We start from the raw sequence: 18,052 nt of genomic DNA, 5'->3' as shown, positions 1-18,052 counted from the left end.
TATTCATTTTACCGTTGTTTAACGAAACTTGAATGGCTCTTTTTACTTAAAAGAGGCTCATATTCTTTTTTAAAATCTGGTTTTACACCAAGAAGACTAGCCGTGCGACGAACAATATTAGCAAGCATTGGTCCAGCATTCATTGCCGCTGTTGCTGAACGTGTTCCCTCCTCTGGCTTTGGTTCATCGATAATTGTTAAAATAACATAGGCAGGATCATCAATAGGAAAAGCAGCTAGAAAACTATTGAAATTTTTTGTTTTAGAATATTTTCCATTTTCAACTTTCTCAGCAGTTCCTGTTTTACCACCTACACGATAACCTTCTACTTTTGCATTACGTCCAGAACCAATATCACTATTTAATTGATAAAGGTAACGCATATTTTGGCTTGTTTTAGCTTGCAAAACCCGTTTTGCATGGTGCAAAGTTTGTTCTTTTGGTCGTTTTAAAAATGTCGGTGGAATTAACCAACCACCATTCATTAAAGCCGCCGCCGCAACGGCTGTTTGCAAAGGTGTTGTTGCCATACCATGCCCAAAAGAAATTGTCATAGAATGGATCTCCTTCCAATGATGTGGCACAATAGGATGAGCAACTTCAGGCAACTCTGTTACGAGTCGATCCAGTAACCCAAGTTTTTGCAAAAAATCACGATGTTTATCAATCCCTATCGCCAATGCCTCTTTAGCAGAACCAATATTGGAAGAATAAACAAAAACCTCCCATAACGTTAAGGGACGATTTTTTCCGTGAAAATCATGAATCATATATCCACTACTTGCCTTTATTGGCTTTGAAGCATCAATAATACTGTTTAAATGAAAAATATTGGAATCAAGTGCCATGGCGGTCGTAAAACTTTTAATAATCGATCCCATTTCAAATGTTCCGGCCGTCATCCGATTGAGACGATCACTTTTTAAAGCTTCAATAGGGTTTCCAGGATCAAAATCTGGTAGTGATGCCAAAGCCAAAACTTCTCCCGTATGTATATTTAAAATAACCGCTCCTGCAGCAATTGCCTTATAACGCTTCATAGCCTCAATAAGTTCATCATGGACAATTGCCTGAAGTCGTACATCAATCGAAAGCTGAACTTGTTTTAATGATTCTTCCATGGCAAGACCAGCAGCACGCAGAGCACTCAAACCCGCATCATCAATATATTTTTCCATACCTGCAATGCCTTGATTATCAACATTCACCATGCCGAGAATATGGGAAGTTACAGGTCCATCGGGATAAAAACGACGAATTTCAGTCCGAAAACCAATTCCTGGAATACCAAGTGCCATAATTTGTGTCTTCTGCATTGGTGTTAACCCACGCTGTATCCAAGAAAAACCAGATTTTCTTTTTAAGCGCTTATAGGTTTCCTGCCAATTAAGATCAGGCAAAACTGTTGAGAGCAATTCAATTGTTTCATCCACATCAATAATACGTCGTGGCTCAGCAAAAAGTGAATAAGTTTTAATATCTGTTGCCAATAAACGACCATTACGATCAACAATATCAGGCCGTGCCATCAATTGAAGAACTCCTGGCCCCTTTGCTTCTTCAATCTGTCCACCTTCCAACCCATAAGAAATAAGGCAAGCCACCATGATGCCATATAAAATTAAAAAGCAGAACAACGAAAAAAGCAAACGTGGACGACTGGAATAGGAACGACGAACAGAAACATTATGATTATTCAACGAATTCTTAAAGTGCTTTTTCTTCTGTAAGAATAAAAAAGTCGACTTCATCACTGCACGCCTTTTTGGACAACACCATTCATCTGAAAATCTCGCCGATTTGCCAAAATATCTTGATTATCTTCCAAAATATTTTGTTTAATCAATTCTTCAATTGGATCATGTACCCGTACCGGAATGTCCTTCAATTCTACGATTTGACGCGGCTGTATAACTTCTAATCCAAGTTCTTTTTGATAACGTTTCGCAAGTTTTTGCATGCGCGAAGGCTTGATCATCACAGCCCACTCAGCATGAAGCAAACTCACCGTATTTTTTGCTGCAGCAATTTCATGCTCAAGATGACGAATTTCGTTCATTCGTTTTTGAACATCATATTTTACCTTATAAGTAAGACCTGCCATACAAATCATAATCATCACTAAAATCATATCAAATGTACGAAAAACTGTCATTTCTTGCTGCCTTCAAAACTGACAATCTCTGCTAAACCAAATAATTTCATATCTTCTGCAAGAGCCTCTGCCTCAGTCCGTACACCAATACGCAACCGCGCAGAACGTGAACGAGGGTTTTTTTGTAACTCCTCTTTGGTTGCCGTTATCCCACCTTTAAACAACGGAAAAAATGTTGCTGGAGCAGCCTTTATTTCAGGCAAATAGCGTGATCTCCCACATTCTCCAGAACGAGCCGAAAAAAATCTTTTGACCATACGATCTTCAAGAGAATGAAAACTGACAACCCCCAAACGGCCTCCAGCTTTTAAAACGCGTTCAGCAGCAAATAAACCACGCGCCAATTCACCAATTTCATCATTAACATAGATACGAAGAGCCTGAAATACACGTGTTGCAGGATGAATACGCTCTCCCGGCTTACGCCCTACCAACGCTTCGATAGCATACGCCAAATCACCCGTACGTAAAAAAGGCTGAACAACACGACGCTTTTCAATCATCCGTGCAATTCGTCCCGCATAACGCTCTTCTCCTAATATCTTAAAAATACGCGCTAAATCCCTTGCCTTTAAATGATTGACAACATCACTGGCTGTAAAACCAATCTGAGCCATTCGCATATCTAAGGGACCATCTTTTTGAAAAGAAAAGCCTCTTTCTGCTTCATCAAGCTGCATTGAAGAGACACCAATATCCAAAATAACCGCATCCACCTTCTCTTCAACGACACGATCGAGCTGTGAAAATGTCATGTGTACCAAACGAAGGCGTGGAAAAAATTCATCAACAAGCGATTGTCCCGCACTAATAGCATAAGGATCACGATCAAGAGCAATCACCTGTGCCCCTTCCTTTAATAAAGCGCGCGTATAACCACCAGCACCAAAGGTGCCATCAATCACTTTTGCTCCAACCAATGGCATAAGCCCAGCCAAAACTGGCTGCAACAACACTGGAATATGGCGTTCAGCTCTTTGATCCTGCTTTATCAAAATAATCCGTCTTGAAGTTATGCTGTTTCAAATCAACAGCTCTCTCATGGTAATTGATATCAGAATAACTCAACCTTCAACTTTCACATCAATCACAATGAACAAAAAGCTAAAGTTATCCCGATACGCATCCTAACGCATTATGCTTAAAGAAATGTTATAATTTTTTTTAATATTCTTTGTTCAAAGATACATTTCAAACACACCGACTCCATGAAAGCACATATGGAATCGATCTTATAAAATACCGCGTATAATCATGAAATATCAGTCGGCCTATAAGCCGGGTTCTGTATAGTAAAGCTTACACTTTACATGGCAACCATTCATCTGGGACGGATGTTACCATCCGCCTCGTGCAACCTACCCGAATGACTCGCCCGGAAATCGGCTGCAAATTAATTGCACGTCATTTCTATTTGGTCTTGCTCCCGGTGGGGTTTACCTTGCCACATTCATTACTGAATGCGCGGTGGGCTCTTACTCCACCCTTTCACCCTTACCTATAAAAATAGGCGGTTTACTTTCTGTGGCACTTTCCCTAGGGTCACCCCTGCCGGGTGTTACCCGGCACCGTTTTTCCATGGAGCCCGGACTTTCCTCACCTGCCGCATTTCAGCATTGGACAAGCGCGGCTGCCCAGCCGACTGACATCCTAGGTTTATAAAACATTTTTTGCTCAGTGGAAATAGCATCTTAAAATATTTTATGACAAACCTCTCTCAACAGATGTTTTTATTTTAATGAAGCCAGATAAGTTTTTACTTTTGTGCAATATTTCGCTGAAATGGAATTCATTTTTTTTGCCGCATGGCCTGCGTTATATTTCAGGATTGTACCACACGTACTTCCACCACTGAGTTTATATGCCCGTGCCAAATAACGCATACCATATTCAAGATTGGTCGCAGGATCGTACAAATCTTGTACAGAACCACTAAAGCCCAACCCTCGTGCAGTAGAGGGTTTAATTTGCATCAAACCTATTTCGCCAGCAGCCCCCTTTATACGTGCCTTATAATTACTTTCAACTTTTACAACAGCATGTGCTAAATTAACGGGAACATTATATTTATTTGCAAGTTTCTGAATAAGAAACTCATAAGGACGAGCAGAAATCTGAGAAGCAACACTCCCTAAGCCTTCTCTTGTTTCTGCAACATTTAAAACACTATGAGCCAAACTTATATCAAACACAAAAAATACAGCATACGCTGTATTTAACAAGATTTTCAAAAATTGCATTTTCTTTCTCTCACTCAAAAATTCTCAAATTCTAACCGCAAATAATTTCCAAATGTATTGTACAAAAAAAGAAAGCAAGAAAACGGCTTGAAAAGGGAAATATTAAGACAATTTCAAGATAAAATTCTTTATAAAAAGAAAAACTCTTTATACATAAATTATAGATTTCTCTATATCATCAAATAAAAAAACTAAAAGACTATAACTCAACTTATATCATATTAACTAAAATGATATATTTTATCAAGTTCTGCTATATCTATTGTATCAATCGATTTTTATATTATAAAATAGCACTTTAAAGAGATATGATATTTTTTACATACGATGATTAAATTTTTTATTGAGATCAATTCCACAAAGCAATAGAGACGAAACCATCTTTATCGAAGATCCTCGATATCAAAAAAATTTCACAAAAAATATAAACCGTTATCAACACTTCTTTCTGGTTAATAAACACCCACTACACTCTTTATGTCCGATAAAACCTCAACAAATCCCCCCATCATTACGCATAAAAAATTCATAAATATACTAAAACCATTATACTCTTTACCAATTCAAAATATTGCAATAGACTTTTAGCTCTCAAGATGTCTCAAAGAAGCTTTTTAATTCCTTTTTTAAAGAGCTTTTATCCACACAAGCCTCCTACTTGTGGTGTACAAGAAACTGATTTTAATTTTTTCACCATGGATAAATTTAAAATGAGGGAATTTTACAATTCTTAAGATTCTTACTCAAGATGAAAATGATAAATTATCATTATAGAACAATATACTAAAAAATATATCTGTCTTTTTCCCTACAACAAAGCTTAACAATGACTTTTGTCTGTTTTTTGAAAAATGTTAGAAAGCTCAATACCCCCAAAGCCTTTTAAAATAAAAATAGACCTCTCATCTTCATTCAAATATTTTTTATTTGTTACAGACTATCATCTTATTAGCCTTGCACCTCATTTTTAGAAATAATACAAGTGGATAAATATCCTAAAATCCGTAGAACAAAGGAAGCTTAAATCCTTTAAAAATTTTTTATTTTCTCATATCAAATAAAAAATAACTGACATATAAAATGCAGTTAATGTGTTTTATTATAGTCAATACCGCTTTTGCTTTTGTCATTGTAGCGCTTGATAATGCAATTAACTTGACCAATACCCTTAATAGACTTTCTATCTCTCCTGTAATAATTGCAACATTACCATTATACTCCGATTGCTTACCTTTTGAGTAAGATAAATTTGTTAATTATCTTAAAAATTGATTATCTCCTCGCACTTTTCAAGATTTAATGAAAAGCTCTTGCTCCTTAAAATAAAACCCAAAAGCGCGATTAAAAAATAGCTAAAAATAAGTATTAGCAATGGAAGGACGAGAAATCGCTTTCGAGAGAGCCATAGCAACAGTTTCACCAGATTTTTGAGCCTGTTCACGACTCTGACCACTTTTAACAGCAAGCGCAGTTACATCACGACGCAGCTGCGCAATAAACAACTCTTGCTGTTGAGGGGTCATCTTAGAAAGATGCTTGATAATATCTGGAAAAGATACGGATAATCTCTCTAATAACTCCTCCTCTGTTACATCAAGCTGCTGAGAAGAAAAAGAAGAGCGACTGGAAAAAAACTGATAAACAACACTACTTCGAGAAGCAAAAAAGACAGCGCCAAAAATAAAAAATACAAATAAAACAAAAATAATACGATGCGAAAAAGATTCCATTATCTCTTACCTAAAGATCACAGAATACAAACATAGATTCCTTTTATGATTTCCCTTATAGCATTCAACAATGCCTCAATAAAGAAAAATCAAATTATTCAAAATGAATACGCTAACACTATCCGCCTAACAAAACTTTAGGTACTATAGGCGAAACAATAACAGATCTTACACTTCCCCCCTATAAAACCTTACACATCCCCTAAAATAATTATAAAAAGCCTGACTGAGGAAATCCTCAGTCAGGCCAGACAATCTAGGGGATCCACGCGGGGGGGGGGGGGAGGAGGTTCCCCGATCGTCCTCTCACATCAACCACTAAGATAGCCGATGCAATATTCTTGCTATGGAATAAAATTCTTTAAACAACAAGAAATTCTTATCATCTTCTACGCAAAAAAACATAAAAGAATTATAAATTATTTAAAAATGTTTAAATTTAGGCAAAAAAAGTTCAAAATGACCCAATTTGAAGCAATTTTATTTCTAGAAGCACCAATTAGAATCTACGATCATTATAACTTTTAAATAGTTTCTTTCATAACTCTGATGATCATAATTAAAAAAAACAGTAATTTCTACGTATCCACCCTATAAAAATCAAACTACGTAAAAGTAGAATCATTTTTCCAACAACAATCACCACAAAAAGAAAAACGTAGATTTTTAAAATCTTACACAAATAACCGTAAAAAATGAAAAACTTTTTCTTGCAAGAAATCTATGAATTATTCATATAAAACAATAAATTATAGAAATAAAATCTTATCTATTTTTATAAAAAATTTCTGTAAATGATCATTAAAATATTGTTACATCCCTCATGTAACAATCAATGAAAAATTTAAACAGCTTAATCGTATGAAAAAATGAGAGCTCTAACGGTATTTGCTTCGAATCACGCCCTACAGTCATTGCAAATCACGATAAATCATTTTACAATAACCAACAGTCTCTAACGCATCTTAACATAACAAACCGAGATCAATGCAGACATTTTTGCTTAATCTCTATCATTTAAATGATCCCGTAAAATAATACACATAGTAATTTCTATGCTCAAAAATTGTTATAGTCTGTTCTTCTAACGTAAACAATTCATTGATTTACAATCATAACTCATCATTTTACAATTTACATGAGAGATCTCAAGAACGTAAGGTTCCCTTATTTTCAATCTTCGTCTATTGAATCAATGAATAGCCATACTATCGCACATCACAAACAAGAAGAAGCATATGGATAAAAAACATAAAACGATAATGCCGGCTTACAACTTTCATTTAAACTAAAGACGATGGTGCCCTATCAATTTTACGCTATACCCACGGACTGCGTCATAAGATGAGCGGCAAACATAAAAAGAAAGAAAATACGTTTGGCAAGAACAATGGACTTATTTAATAACCTTCATAACTTCTCATGATAAAGAGATACGAAACTTTAGTGTAATATCACGCTTTTCTTTCCTACTTTCAGCCACGAACTATCCATAGATCATCGCCAATCTTATTTTTATGAATATAATGCAAAACACATAGATGAACACCATATATGAATGCTTATAGAAAGAAATAAACGTAAAGCCAGATGCGTTATTATAACCGTTGTTGTACAAAATGTTTTTAAAATTCAGAATATCACTCCAATCATTACCAATTTATGAGTAATTTTATGGCGTCATCTACCAAGCTTTTACTTTTTCTATTACTTGTAAATCAACACCTGCTCTAAACATAGCAATATGTTTGAAATAAAGATTAGAGCAAATGAGAGCCATGTGAAAAGTTCTAGCTTTTATATGCCCAATTAGAGTAAAAATATTTACATCTGTTTGAGAGATCTTAAAAAGCCATCATTCATTTTGGAAGAAACATAAAAGCCCAAAGATAAAAAACTATTGCTATCTTTACCATCCCTTTCATTTGCCTTTACGACTTTCAAACACGCTCATAACGCTGTATTTTAAATAATGAAAATCATGCATTGTCTCACCTTTTTACTTTTTCGTCTTTTTAGAGCATCTTTTTGCACTCCTCACTAAAAATTCTAAGGTACTTCTTATCTAAAAATCTGTTTTAAAGAGACATTTTAAAATCTATTGGGCACCACCATCTTTGACATTTATGAAGGTATGAGCCATCACTATATTATATTGTGCGGCATTATATCATATTGCAGCCGCTCTCACATTTAGAAAATGTATGAAAGATGTATTTTCTTTTACAAACGGTATCATTAAGATAAATACCTTCTTTTGTAGCAGACAAACAGACTCTTTCGGATTCTGAAACAGGAAATTGAAATGAAACAACATTCCTGTATTTAAACCTCTTATTGAGTCTAAAAAAATCAATGATCTTTTAAAATCAATATATTGGCTAATAAAATATAATATCAAGACACCTTAAATAATGATCCTCATAGGCTTAACTCTATAGAAGGTGCTTCATTATACAGCCTACACGCCGCTATAAAACACCAATACTCCCATATAAAAACATAATACAAATGTAAAAAACAATAGCTTATCAATGATTGAAGAAAGTTTTATCTTTACGCTATTCCTTGAGAAAAATCAGAGAATAAAGCACATTAACAAACGCGATTTATGCAAAATCTACTTGTTTATCTTTGATATCGTCAACCAATAAACGCGGATCACGAGCAAGCCAAAGCGTAACCATACCCTCCTCATTGTTTTCATTTTGTATAGGAGTAAGACAAACCGTTTGTTCTAGAACAAGTCCCGAATTTTTAAGCCATTGTTCTATTTGTAAAGCCGAAAATCCAAGACGCATATGCACTTGATCAGAATATGAAGGCTCAATTTCATGATAACCAAAATCCACAATCAATAAACGGCCATGAGGACGCAAAACGCTTGATATCTCATGAAGAAATATTTCAGGATTTTCAAGAAAATGTAAAACCCAATGAAGAATAACTAAATCAAAAGTTGTATCTCCAACAGACAAGTGAAAAACATTGCTATCAAGCACGACTTGAACCGCATGCGTATAAAGATTAGAAAACAATTTTAAGATAGAGTCTCCACCTCTTCCAATATTCAGCATCGTCTGAAATGGTTTATCGCCAATGGTTTCAAGTAAAGCGTTTTCTACACCATGATCTGCCATATAGGATGACCGTAATACATCCCATTGCAATGCATTTTGTAAGAAATGCTTCTTCCTCGTTTTTTGACGCTGCTTTTTAACATCCTTCAAACGTTCTAAATCATGCGCTAACAACACATCATTCTTTGGCAAAGCCGAAAGAACACCCATCACAATGTCTTTACCCCAAAAATCATGACAAAGCTTAAAATAAAGGCTATCCCCCTTCTGATAACGCTCAATCAATCGTGCTTCGTACAATAAACGTAAATATCGTGATATACACGCTTGCGACTGATCAAGAATAAAAATAAAATCAGGAATTGTTAAATCTTCATGATGTAAGAGCCTAAGAACACGTAAATGGCTTACTTCTGCGACCGCTTTCAACAGCACAATCATTGCATCTAAACTTGCACTTTTTTTCATAAACATCCCCTAAACATTCCTATAAACATTTGTTTATAGGAAAAAAAGTCAAGCATAAGGCGCATATTCTCATCTATTTTGTTCTTGTCATTTTATCATACTATGAAAAAAATAAGCTAATGTAAAAAAACCAACAGATCTTATCTCCCTGCTTCTCGTTATAATGAGAATACATTGATTTATAATAATAATTCATTCATTTTTAACTTGAATAAAAAACCGGAATACCGTAAATTTTTCTCATTTCAAATCTATTCATGATAAATCAATCCAAATCATTCTCTTACAGCTCATAAACGGAGGGGACAGATGGATAAAAATACCTTTTATGCCCACCTCAAAACAAGAACTGCATACTATTGAGAAAAAATAACATAATAATGCCAGCTTGCATTTTTATTAAGTAAAGATGATAATGCTCAATGACCAGAGCATTCGTAGAAATAGTACTATACTCTTCATCCCCTCTTTTTCATTGCAGTTTTACAAAAAATAACCGGTTATATATCATGAGTAGAATAACCCTATTTAGGTCATAATTTCATAAAGTGTCTCTTACTCTTTTCAATGAATAAAAACTCCCACAGAGTACACACACTTTATTTATGAAATAACAAACGCAATAAAATACACTATTATTCCAACAAAGTTGAGATAAAAAAATTCTAGCGTGTAAGAGGTTTATAATTTGCATGCTTAGGATTAAGAGATTCCGCCCCAAGACGACGAACTTTATCAGCCTCATATTCAGCAAAATTACCTTCAAACCATTCTACATGACCATCACCTTCAAAGGCTAAAATATGTGTTGCCAATCGATCAAGAAACATACGATCATGCGATATGATAACTGCACAACCAGCGAAATTTTCCAATGCATCTTCCAATGCACCCAATGTTTCAGTGTCAAGATCATTTGTCGGTTCATCAAGAAGAAGCACATTCCCCCCCTCTTTTAGAAGTTTCGCCAAATGTACGCGATTGCGCTGCCCTCCTGATAAATTTGCCACCTTCTGCTGCTGATCTGCCCCCTTGAAATTAAAAGCCCCGCAATAAGCGCGGCTATTCATCTCATATTTGCCTAATTTAATAATGTCATTTCCACCAGAAATTTCCTCCCAAACAGTTTTATCCCCCACCAAGGAATCGCGACTCTGATCTACATAACTCATGTGAACTGTTTCACCGATACGTATTTGACCTGAATCAGGCTGTTCCTGTCCCGTCAACATTTTAAACAAGGTCGACTTTCCCATACCATTGGCTCCAATAACGCCAACAATACCCCCAGCAGGAAGTTTAAAAGAAAGAGAATCAATCAACACACGTTCGCCATAAGCTTTAGAGAGATTATCAACTTCAATAACAACTTGTCCTAATCTTTCTCCAATAGGAATAATGATTTGCGCCTCTCCAGGACGGCGCTCACGTGCGGCTTGAACCAACTCATCATAAGCCTTAATCCGAGCTTTTGACTTTGCTTGTCGCCCCTTTGGACTAGAAGCGATCCATTCTTGCTCACGGGATAACGCACGTTGACGCGCCGCCTCTTCACGACCTTCTTGAGCCAAACGCTTGGCTTTAGCCCCCAAATAAGCAGAATAGTTCCCTTCATAAGGGATACCTCTACCGCGATCTAACTCTAAAATCCAACCCGTGACATTGTCGAGAAAATAACGATCATGGGTTATCAAAAGCACGGCCCCTGGATATTCACGTAGATGCCTCTCAAGCCAAGCCGTCGTTTCAGCATCTAAATGGTTTGTCGGTTCATCCAAAAGTAATAAATCAGGTTTTGACAAAAGCAATTTACAAAGTGCAACACGCCGCTTCTCACCACCCGAAAGTTTTGTTACATCCCCATCGGCTGGCGGACAACCAAGAGCAGCCATAGCCATTTCCACTTGACTTTCTAAATCCCAAAGATTCTGACTGTCAATAATGTCCTGAAGCTGTGCACTTTCATCAGCCGTTTCCTCGCTATAATTCATCATCAATTCGTTATAACGCTCAAGAATTTCCTGTTTATCTGCAACACCTTCCATCACATTACCACGTACATCTTTGCTCGCATCAAGCAAAGGTTCTTGTGGTAGATAACCACAGCGTGCTCCTTCAGAAATCCATGCTTCTCCCGTATATTCTTTATCTAGCCCAGCCATAATACGTAAAATAGTTGACTTCCCTGCACCATTCGGCCCTAAAATACCGATCTTCGCATCTGGATAAAAAGACAAATGAATATTTTCTAGAACTTTTTTATTGCCGTAAGACTTGTTAAGCCCAGCCATATGATAGATAAATTGACGTGCCATAAATTTCTCTTTATATTATGCGATATTAAAGATTAGGATTTTGAAAAAAACTGCTTTTGCTTTTTGAAACAGTACAGTAAATAGCACTTACATCGTATCAAAAGCTTTTCGCTTTATATTGGTACATTTTTTCTAATCTCACAAGCCCCAGTATGGTCCTGAATGCAAAAAAACATCCCCCTAAAGAGCAAAAAGCAAATCTTTTTAGCTGTCCCTGAAACCTGTTATCAAACCTTGCCTCTCTTTTCCATACCAGATATAACATTGTATTTTTATCGTATTAAACCGACTTATCAATGTAATATGGTACCACAAAGAAAAGCAATTCTCTATGCGCCTTCTTTTCTCGCTTTATGGGCTTTATATTACGCAGTAAAAAATCCTTCTCTTTTTTCATCGATTTTTTGCTACGGAAAGCAATGGACCTCACCCCTTGCCTTGATATGGCTTAAATTACGTTTACAAAACGACCGCCGCCTTATGGGATCTGACGTCCCAAGCCCAATGATCATGAAAGCTCTGCATCAACACATAGCAACAAATGAATACAGTGCACTTCCCATTGGTACGTGGTTACAATTCGTAAAAAACTATAAAACCAATTGTAAAAACTTATCCATCCCCCTCTTTTGGCTTGATAATTATAAAAATAATATCAATATCCAGCAACTCATTTCAAAACTTCAAGACGACATATAGCTTTTTAAAAATACGATAAAAGCTCATCTCGTATAGGAATATATTTATGGAAAAAAAAGCCTTAATCGTCATTGATGTTCAAAATGACTTCTTATTAGGTGGAGCACTTGCCGTACCACAAGGTGATGCTATTTTACCCGCCGTCAATAATCTCATAAATCATTTTGACCACGTTATCTTAACCCAAGACTGGCATCCCAAAAACCATTGCAGCTTTGCTTCCTGCTATCCTGAAAAAAAGCCCTATGATACAGTCATTCTTGACTATGGTCCTCAAATACTTTGGCCTGATCATTGCATACGAGGAACACAAGGAGCAGAATTTCATCCATCTCTTAGAGTAGAAAAGGCACAGCTTATCCTTAGAAAAGGCTATAACCAAAAAATGGATAGCTATTCTGCTTTTCTTGAAAATGATCAAAAAACACCAACAGGTTTACAAGTTTATCTCAAAGAACATGGCTTTACTAAGCTCATTATGTGTGGCTTAGCAACTGATTTTTGTGTCGGATTTTCTGCTCTTCACGCTATGCAATACGGTTTTAAAGTCAGTGTTTCATTAAATGCCTGTGCTGGTATTGATGTAAACGGATCACTAAACACTATGCTTAAAACAATGAACGAAGCTGGTATAGAACTTTTAATGGTTTCTTAAAATATCCTTCTCTAATCTACCATTATAATACACTGATTTATAAAGGATAAATTATTTTGCACATATTTAAGTAAGAGTCCAGAGTATCGTAAATTCTCTCATTTCAAACCTGTTTCAAAATCATTCTCTTACACGTTACAAATAGAATCAATGTATGAATAGAAATCATTCAAAAAAATAGTAAGGCCTCTTATGAACCATTAATGCAAGAACTTGTCATAATATTGAAAGCGGGTAAAAGTATAGCATCATCTTTCTGCCTTATATTTAGGTCAAAAAGTATCCTAGGGATTATACATTATTGGCTTCATGAATATATCATGCAATGAATTCAACTTTTTAAAAACGCAAATAAGCAATAAAATAGTATTTTATTTTGCATGAAAGACCTCTTTTTATTCAAAGATATGCGATAAACAAAAGCGTGAAAAAGGAAGAAATCTCCATTACTTAGATACAACATGTTTATCCAATTGATGATGCTTATAACGAATCGAAGAATATAATGCCATTCCAATAATACAGATTCCCACAAGTCCTGTTAAAACTTCAGGAACCGATATAATCGTTTGCAAATACATAATCACTGCAAGAACTAGAATTGCATAAAAAGCACCATGCTCTAAATAACGATAATGCAATAATGTTCCTGATTCAACCAACATAATTGTCATAGAACGAACGTAAAATGCACCGATACCAAGACCTATCGCAATAATAAAAAGGTTGTGTGAAAAGGCAAAAGCACCAACCACGCCATCGAAAGAAAAACTAGCATCAAGAACTTCTAAATAAAGAAACGCCCCTACCCCCCCGTGAGCTACTGTTGTTAAAGTCTTTTGAGGAGTATCCAAGAGATGACCAACAACTTCAACACCGATAAAGGTCAAAAGTCCATAAAGAGCTGCCAATAAAAAAGTTATTTTATTTTCTGCGTCAATCTGACCTGAAACAAATAAGATCAAAATCAAAACAATGGCAATATCAATTCCAACAAGCGCCCCAAACTTTTGAGCAGGTCTCTCTATAACATTAAGCCAATGCACCTCTTTTTCAGAATCAAAAAAATATTTTAAGCCAACCATCATAAGGAAAGTTCCTCCAAAAGCAGCAATCCCCATATGCGCATCGGTTAAAACTTCAGCATATCGATGTGGTTCCCATATCGCTAATTTGACTGCGGCAATTGGATTAATCCCAACAGCAACGACAACCACCAATAATGGAAAAACAATTCGCATCCCAAATACAGCTATCAAAATGCCCCATATAAGAAAACGACGACGCCACAATGGACTCATTCTACTAAGAACACGGGCATTGATAATAGAATTATCAAAAGATAAAGAAATTTCCAAAATTCCTAAAACAACGCAAATAAAAAAATATTTAAGAAAACCAGTAATACTTTCCGTTTCAAACCAACCAATAACCCCTCCTAAAAAGACACCAATAATCGTGAAAAAAAAAGCAAACCCAAAATAGCGTAATAGGGCCATGATCATTCCTCAAAGTTTATTTTCTACTTCATCTAAAGCACACCCAGTACAAATCCAAAGTTTGCATCTCTTTAAAGTTGCATCTATTAATGCAGAGGTGTATAGAATATATATGGTAAAGTTACATGAAAATTCTCTCAAAAAAAGCAAGAGACAAATGTAGCAAACAAGGAATTTTGTTTTGAAGTGAATATCAATTGTCAATACAATAAGTGAAAGATTGCTTTCTATCCACGAAAATAAAAAAATAAAAAGAAATTAAAGCTATAATATTGACATTATATCATAGATTATTAATACATAGTGTGCTTTTATTATTTGATGATTTATACCATGATGATTTACCGAGGGAGATAATTCGTGGCACGTCCTGAAACTGAATCAAAAACTATATTTGGAAAACGTTTACGTTATGTACGTCTTGCTTTAGGCGATCCATCACGTGAAACCTTAGCTAAAAGTTTTAGCATGACAAAAAATTCCATTGCTTTTTATGAGCGTGGAGAGAGAGAACCTAATCTTAGTGTCTTACAAACATACCGCACGTTATATGGTGTCAATATTAATTGGCTTTTAACTGGACAAGGGAAAATGTTTGACACCGAATATACTAAAGGTGATTTTGACTGGAATTATTTTATTAAAAAAATTGAAGGTCTTGAAGAAACACTTGCCAACAGTGATCGTAATGAAAAACTAAATCAAGAAAAAATCGATAGCTCTTATGAAAAATTGCAGCAATATTTATCAAGGCAAGGTTCATCAAACGGTCTTAGCCCTAAAACTGCAACCTCTTTGATCGATATGAAAGCTAAAATGGCCAATTCTTATACCCTTAGCTTATTCATTGATTTACTCATTCGAAGCGTATCCCAAAAAGAGGTTATAGCTAATCAATAAACGTCTATTTCAAAAGAAAAAACAAGAAGTGATTAAACTCTGCCAGTATGGAGAAAAGTATTTTTTACTCTATCCGTGCTGGTGGGGTTTTGTATAATTTATAAAATTTGTTTCTATAATGACAATAAAAATATTTGCGTTATAAATGAAAGTATAGTGTCTTTAAATTAAAAAAATAATTTTATAGTATAAAATTCTCATTCATATCTTATTGACAAGAAATTTTTTCTTGTTAAAAGAATAATAGCTCTCATAGAAATTATTTTTTAAGGTCAGAAAATTTAAGGGGAATATATTGACGGCTTCCTATAGAGACATACATTAATGTTCACAAACGGATTAGTTAAATATTTATCCTAAAAATTATCAGCTATTTTATGAGGTGGGAAACATGTATTTTGAGGTGTTTCAAGGAGTTCACAATCAATGGTACTGGCGTTTAATCTCAGGAGATGCACAAAAAGTTGCTTTTTCTAGTAAAGGTTATCCAACAAAACAAGATATCCTAATCAATATTGAACAAATTAAAGAAATTACACATAAGGCTCTTGTTAGAGAACTACAATCCTAACATTCTTTACCATTAAAATAAGCGTTCATTTTGTATAATGGTATGTTGAGTTACTTTTGTGACAAATGAAAGATGGCTGTTTTTCCCTCAATGAGAGGAAGTTTTTGTGTTATTTCTAACACTCACAAATAACATCCATATTCTTGTAGATTATATGTTTATTTTCAATCATACTCAAATCTCTATAGCATTTATCAAAAAGAAAATCTCTTAAGTCTTGTATTTTTCATAAAAATAAACGCACATGAAGAGAAGATAAATCATCAATGATGAAATATAATTACTCTACAAGATATTAATATCTTTTAATATTTCTTTTCTGTATCTAATAATCATAACTGATTTATCCATTTCATCTTCATAAAAAACAAATATCTCGTTCTTTCTATTATCATGCAATTTTTTATACCTATTAGCTGAAACTATCGTAGCATTTACACCTTACATCTAAAAGGAACATGCAAAATTGTTCCAGCAATAATATAAAATTTCTGGATTATATAGACGCGCTTTTTAATAACTAGCATACCTATAAATTGGTTTATCATCATAAACTCTTATTTTATGACCAACGACGCTCTGTCATATAAACTTAAATGTTTTCATAAAATCAGAGTAAACTTGAATATTCTCTTTCAATACAATCTCTCCATCAGTATCATAATTGGCTTCATTAAAGTTTATCTCTCTCTTCATTCCAATCTTCCTAACACATTTCCATGCCCTTTAATGCAAAATATGAATACAATCACTCTTTATCATCTTCAAATTTAAGCATTTTTTTATATTTCTTTTCATTCTTTTCATATTGCTTAATTTGTTTTTTCAGTTTTTCAATTGCTTGGTCACGTCTTTTAATCACCATACTTTGCTCTCTAATAGCTCTATCTCGTTCTTCAGTCATCTTCATAGAATCTCTTAAAAACTCATGCTTTATTCTTCTAGATTCCTCTTTTAAAATTTTCACTTGACTGCGATAATATAAAGAAAATCGAAATATAGCCCCGCTGCACAACAAAACAACAACCATTGCTCCCAATAAAATTTCGTTTACACTCATTTGGATCTCCCTTAATTGTCGCTCAAGTGATCATCTTGACCAATTTGTTTCATCCTCAATTAAAAAAAAGAATGCAATAAATTGCATGTTCCAAGTGTGAACAATCACTCTCGGCATTCTTATCTTCTCCATTAAAGCATTGATAAATGACGCAAATAAATCTCTGAAAGCGGCTAAATCTACACTCACACCAATTATTTGCGACACATTTATTGACACAAAATACAAAAAATAAGGAACGTCAAAAAAAACTAACGACGCAATGCAATCATACAAGCCTTGCCCAAATCGTTCCTATCTTCTTTTTTTACACCATGTGGAATGCAGCTATATATGAAAGTTTTTTATCATTACAAAAATCTTCAGTGTCACAAAGCACAGCATTTCTGTAAAATTTTGCCTTCCCACAAATCTTTACATCATCACAAACTAAAGCATCATTATAAACTCGAGCCTTTCTACAATCACGAGTATCACCATAAAATTCAATACATTGAGCTTTTAAAACTTGATCAAAAAAGACCGCATTAGCGTAAACATATGCATCTCCACTCATATTCAAATAACGATAAAGTTCTTATTTTTCATAAACATGCGAACTCTTACGAATGACTACACAACCATATGTTAATGCATTGTTATAAATAACAATATCATTATAAACACAGACTTCATTATAA

14 protein-coding genes and 1 other RNA gene are annotated in these 18,052 nt (G+C 34.7%); 4 read left to right on the top strand and 11 right to left on the bottom strand.

The window, feature by feature from the left end:
* Positions 1-8: 8 nt before the first annotated feature.
* The 8 genes from ACFIJJ_RS05060 to ettA all read right to left on the bottom strand — a co-directional run bounded on the left by ACFIJJ_RS05060 (position 9) and on the right by ettA (position 11,988).
* The gene (locus ACFIJJ_RS05060) at positions 9-1,751 is read right to left on the bottom strand and encodes a peptidoglycan D,D-transpeptidase FtsI family protein (protein WP_375646156.1); all 1,743 of its coding nucleotides are present in this window, start codon (positions 1,749-1,751) and stop codon (positions 9-11) included.
* Positions 1,751-2,155 (bottom strand): hypothetical protein, encoded by a 405-nt coding sequence (locus ACFIJJ_RS05055; protein WP_375623393.1) that lies wholly within the window; start codon positions 2,153-2,155, stop codon positions 1,751-1,753. The genes ACFIJJ_RS05060 and ACFIJJ_RS05055 overlap by 1 nt, the downstream gene beginning before the upstream one ends.
* Positions 2,152-3,150, bottom strand: coding sequence for a 16S rRNA (cytosine(1402)-N(4))-methyltransferase RsmH (gene rsmH / locus ACFIJJ_RS05050; protein WP_375646153.1), 999 nt, complete (start codon positions 3,148-3,150; stop codon positions 2,152-2,154). The genes ACFIJJ_RS05055 and rsmH overlap by 4 nt, the downstream gene beginning before the upstream one ends.
* 263 nt (positions 3,151-3,413) lie before the next feature.
* Positions 3,414-3,801: RNase P RNA component class A (gene rnpB, locus ACFIJJ_RS05045), an RNA gene on the bottom strand.
* 84 nt (positions 3,802-3,885) lie between these two features.
* Positions 3,886-4,395, bottom strand: a complete 510-nt coding sequence (locus ACFIJJ_RS05040) for a lytic transglycosylase domain-containing protein (RefSeq protein ID WP_375623397.1) — start codon at positions 4,393-4,395, stop codon at positions 3,886-3,888.
* 1,352 nt (positions 4,396-5,747) lie between these two features.
* A complete protein-coding gene (locus tag ACFIJJ_RS05035) occupies positions 5,748-6,125 on the bottom strand; it encodes a hypothetical protein (protein ID WP_375623399.1) in 378 nt (125 codons plus the stop codon).
* A gap of 2,609 nt (positions 6,126-8,734) precedes the next feature.
* Complete coding sequence (locus ACFIJJ_RS05030; RefSeq protein WP_375646151.1) at positions 8,735-9,673, bottom strand: ArsR/SmtB family transcription factor; 939 nt, start codon at positions 9,671-9,673, stop codon at positions 8,735-8,737.
* 665 nt (positions 9,674-10,338) lie between these two features.
* On the bottom strand, positions 10,339-11,988 hold the full coding sequence (gene ettA / locus ACFIJJ_RS05025; RefSeq protein WP_273790793.1) for an energy-dependent translational throttle protein EttA: 1,650 nt from the start codon (positions 11,986-11,988) through the stop codon (positions 10,339-10,341).
* A gap of 162 nt (positions 11,989-12,150) precedes the next feature.
* On the opposite strand from ettA, the gene ACFIJJ_RS05020 reads away from it, so the two are divergent.
* Both ACFIJJ_RS05020 and pncA read left to right on the top strand, forming a co-directional pair.
* Positions 12,151-12,687 carry a hypothetical protein gene (locus ACFIJJ_RS05020; protein WP_375623403.1) on the top strand — a complete coding sequence of 179 codons (537 nt, stop codon included), beginning with the start codon at positions 12,151-12,153 and terminating at the stop codon, positions 12,685-12,687.
* 46 nt (positions 12,688-12,733) lie between these two features.
* Positions 12,734-13,342, top strand: a complete 609-nt coding sequence (gene pncA, locus ACFIJJ_RS05015; protein WP_375623405.1) for a bifunctional nicotinamidase/pyrazinamidase — start codon at positions 12,734-12,736, stop codon at positions 13,340-13,342.
* A 446-nt stretch (positions 13,343-13,788) separates the two neighbouring features.
* On the opposite strand, the gene ACFIJJ_RS05010 is transcribed toward pncA, so the two are convergent.
* Positions 13,789-14,841 carry a DUF475 domain-containing protein gene (locus ACFIJJ_RS05010; protein WP_375623407.1) on the bottom strand — a complete coding sequence of 351 codons (1,053 nt, stop codon included), beginning with the start codon at positions 14,839-14,841 and terminating at the stop codon, positions 13,789-13,791.
* Positions 14,842-15,201: 360 nt separating this feature from the next.
* Between ACFIJJ_RS05010 and ACFIJJ_RS05005 the strand changes: the two genes are divergently transcribed.
* Both ACFIJJ_RS05005 and ACFIJJ_RS05000 read left to right on the top strand, forming a co-directional pair.
* Complete coding sequence (locus ACFIJJ_RS05005; RefSeq protein ID WP_375623409.1) at positions 15,202-15,741, top strand: helix-turn-helix domain-containing protein; 540 nt, start codon at positions 15,202-15,204, stop codon at positions 15,739-15,741.
* Between the two features lie 391 nt (positions 15,742-16,132).
* Complete coding sequence (locus ACFIJJ_RS05000) at positions 16,133-16,312, top strand: YegP family protein (RefSeq protein WP_375623411.1); 180 nt, start codon at positions 16,133-16,135, stop codon at positions 16,310-16,312.
* Positions 16,313-17,060: 748 nt separating this feature from the next.
* On the opposite strand, the gene ACFIJJ_RS04995 is transcribed toward ACFIJJ_RS05000, so the two are convergent.
* The gene (locus ACFIJJ_RS04995; protein WP_375623413.1) at positions 17,061-17,372 is read right to left on the bottom strand and encodes a hypothetical protein; all 312 of its coding nucleotides are present in this window, start codon (positions 17,370-17,372) and stop codon (positions 17,061-17,063) included.
* Positions 17,373-17,679: 307 nt separating this feature from the next.
* Complete coding sequence (locus tag ACFIJJ_RS04990) at positions 17,680-17,934, bottom strand: hypothetical protein (protein ID WP_375646149.1); 255 nt, start codon at positions 17,932-17,934, stop codon at positions 17,680-17,682.
* Between the last annotated feature and the right edge of the window lie 118 nt (positions 17,935-18,052).

Source organism: Bartonella sp. TT29SHDZB (genome assembly GCF_042193395.1).
In the GTDB taxonomy this organism is placed as follows: Bacteria; Pseudomonadota; Alphaproteobacteria; order Rhizobiales; family Rhizobiaceae; genus Bartonella.
The sequence above is the reverse complement of the archived record's forward strand: the minus strand, read 5'-3'. Positions and strand labels throughout refer to the sequence as shown.

Excerpts from the sequence above, each read along its gene's own strand:
- ACFIJJ_RS05030 (WP_375646151.1), bottom strand. The coding sequence starts at position 9,673 with ATGAAAAAAAGTGCAAGTTTAGATGCAATGATTGTGCTGTTGAAAGCG.
- pncA (WP_375623405.1), top strand. The coding sequence starts at position 12,734 with ATGGAAAAAAAAGCCTTAATCGTCATTGATGTTCAAAATGACTTCTTA.
- ACFIJJ_RS05020 (WP_375623403.1), top strand. The coding sequence starts at position 12,151 with ATGCAAAAAAACATCCCCCTAAAGAGCAAAAAGCAAATCTTTTTAGCT.
- ACFIJJ_RS05055 (WP_375623393.1), bottom strand. The coding sequence starts at position 2,155 with ATGACAGTTTTTCGTACATTTGATATGATTTTAGTGATGATTATGATT.
- ACFIJJ_RS04995 (WP_375623413.1), bottom strand. The coding sequence starts at position 17,372 with ATGAGTGTAAACGAAATTTTATTGGGAGCAATGGTTGTTGTTTTGTTG.
- ettA (WP_273790793.1), bottom strand. The coding sequence starts at position 11,988 with ATGGCACGTCAATTTATCTATCATATGGCTGGGCTTAACAAGTCTTAC.
- ACFIJJ_RS05000 (WP_375623411.1), top strand. The coding sequence starts at position 16,133 with ATGTATTTTGAGGTGTTTCAAGGAGTTCACAATCAATGGTACTGGCGT.
- ACFIJJ_RS05040 (WP_375623397.1), bottom strand. The coding sequence starts at position 4,395 with ATGCAATTTTTGAAAATCTTGTTAAATACAGCGTATGCTGTATTTTTT.
- ACFIJJ_RS05035 (WP_375623399.1), bottom strand. The coding sequence starts at position 6,125 with ATGGAATCTTTTTCGCATCGTATTATTTTTGTTTTATTTGTATTTTTT.
- ACFIJJ_RS05060 (WP_375646156.1), bottom strand. The coding sequence starts at position 1,751 with ATGAAGTCGACTTTTTTATTCTTACAGAAGAAAAAGCACTTTAAGAAT.
- ACFIJJ_RS05010 (WP_375623407.1), bottom strand. The coding sequence starts at position 14,841 with ATGGCCCTATTACGCTATTTTGGGTTTGCTTTTTTTTTCACGATTATT.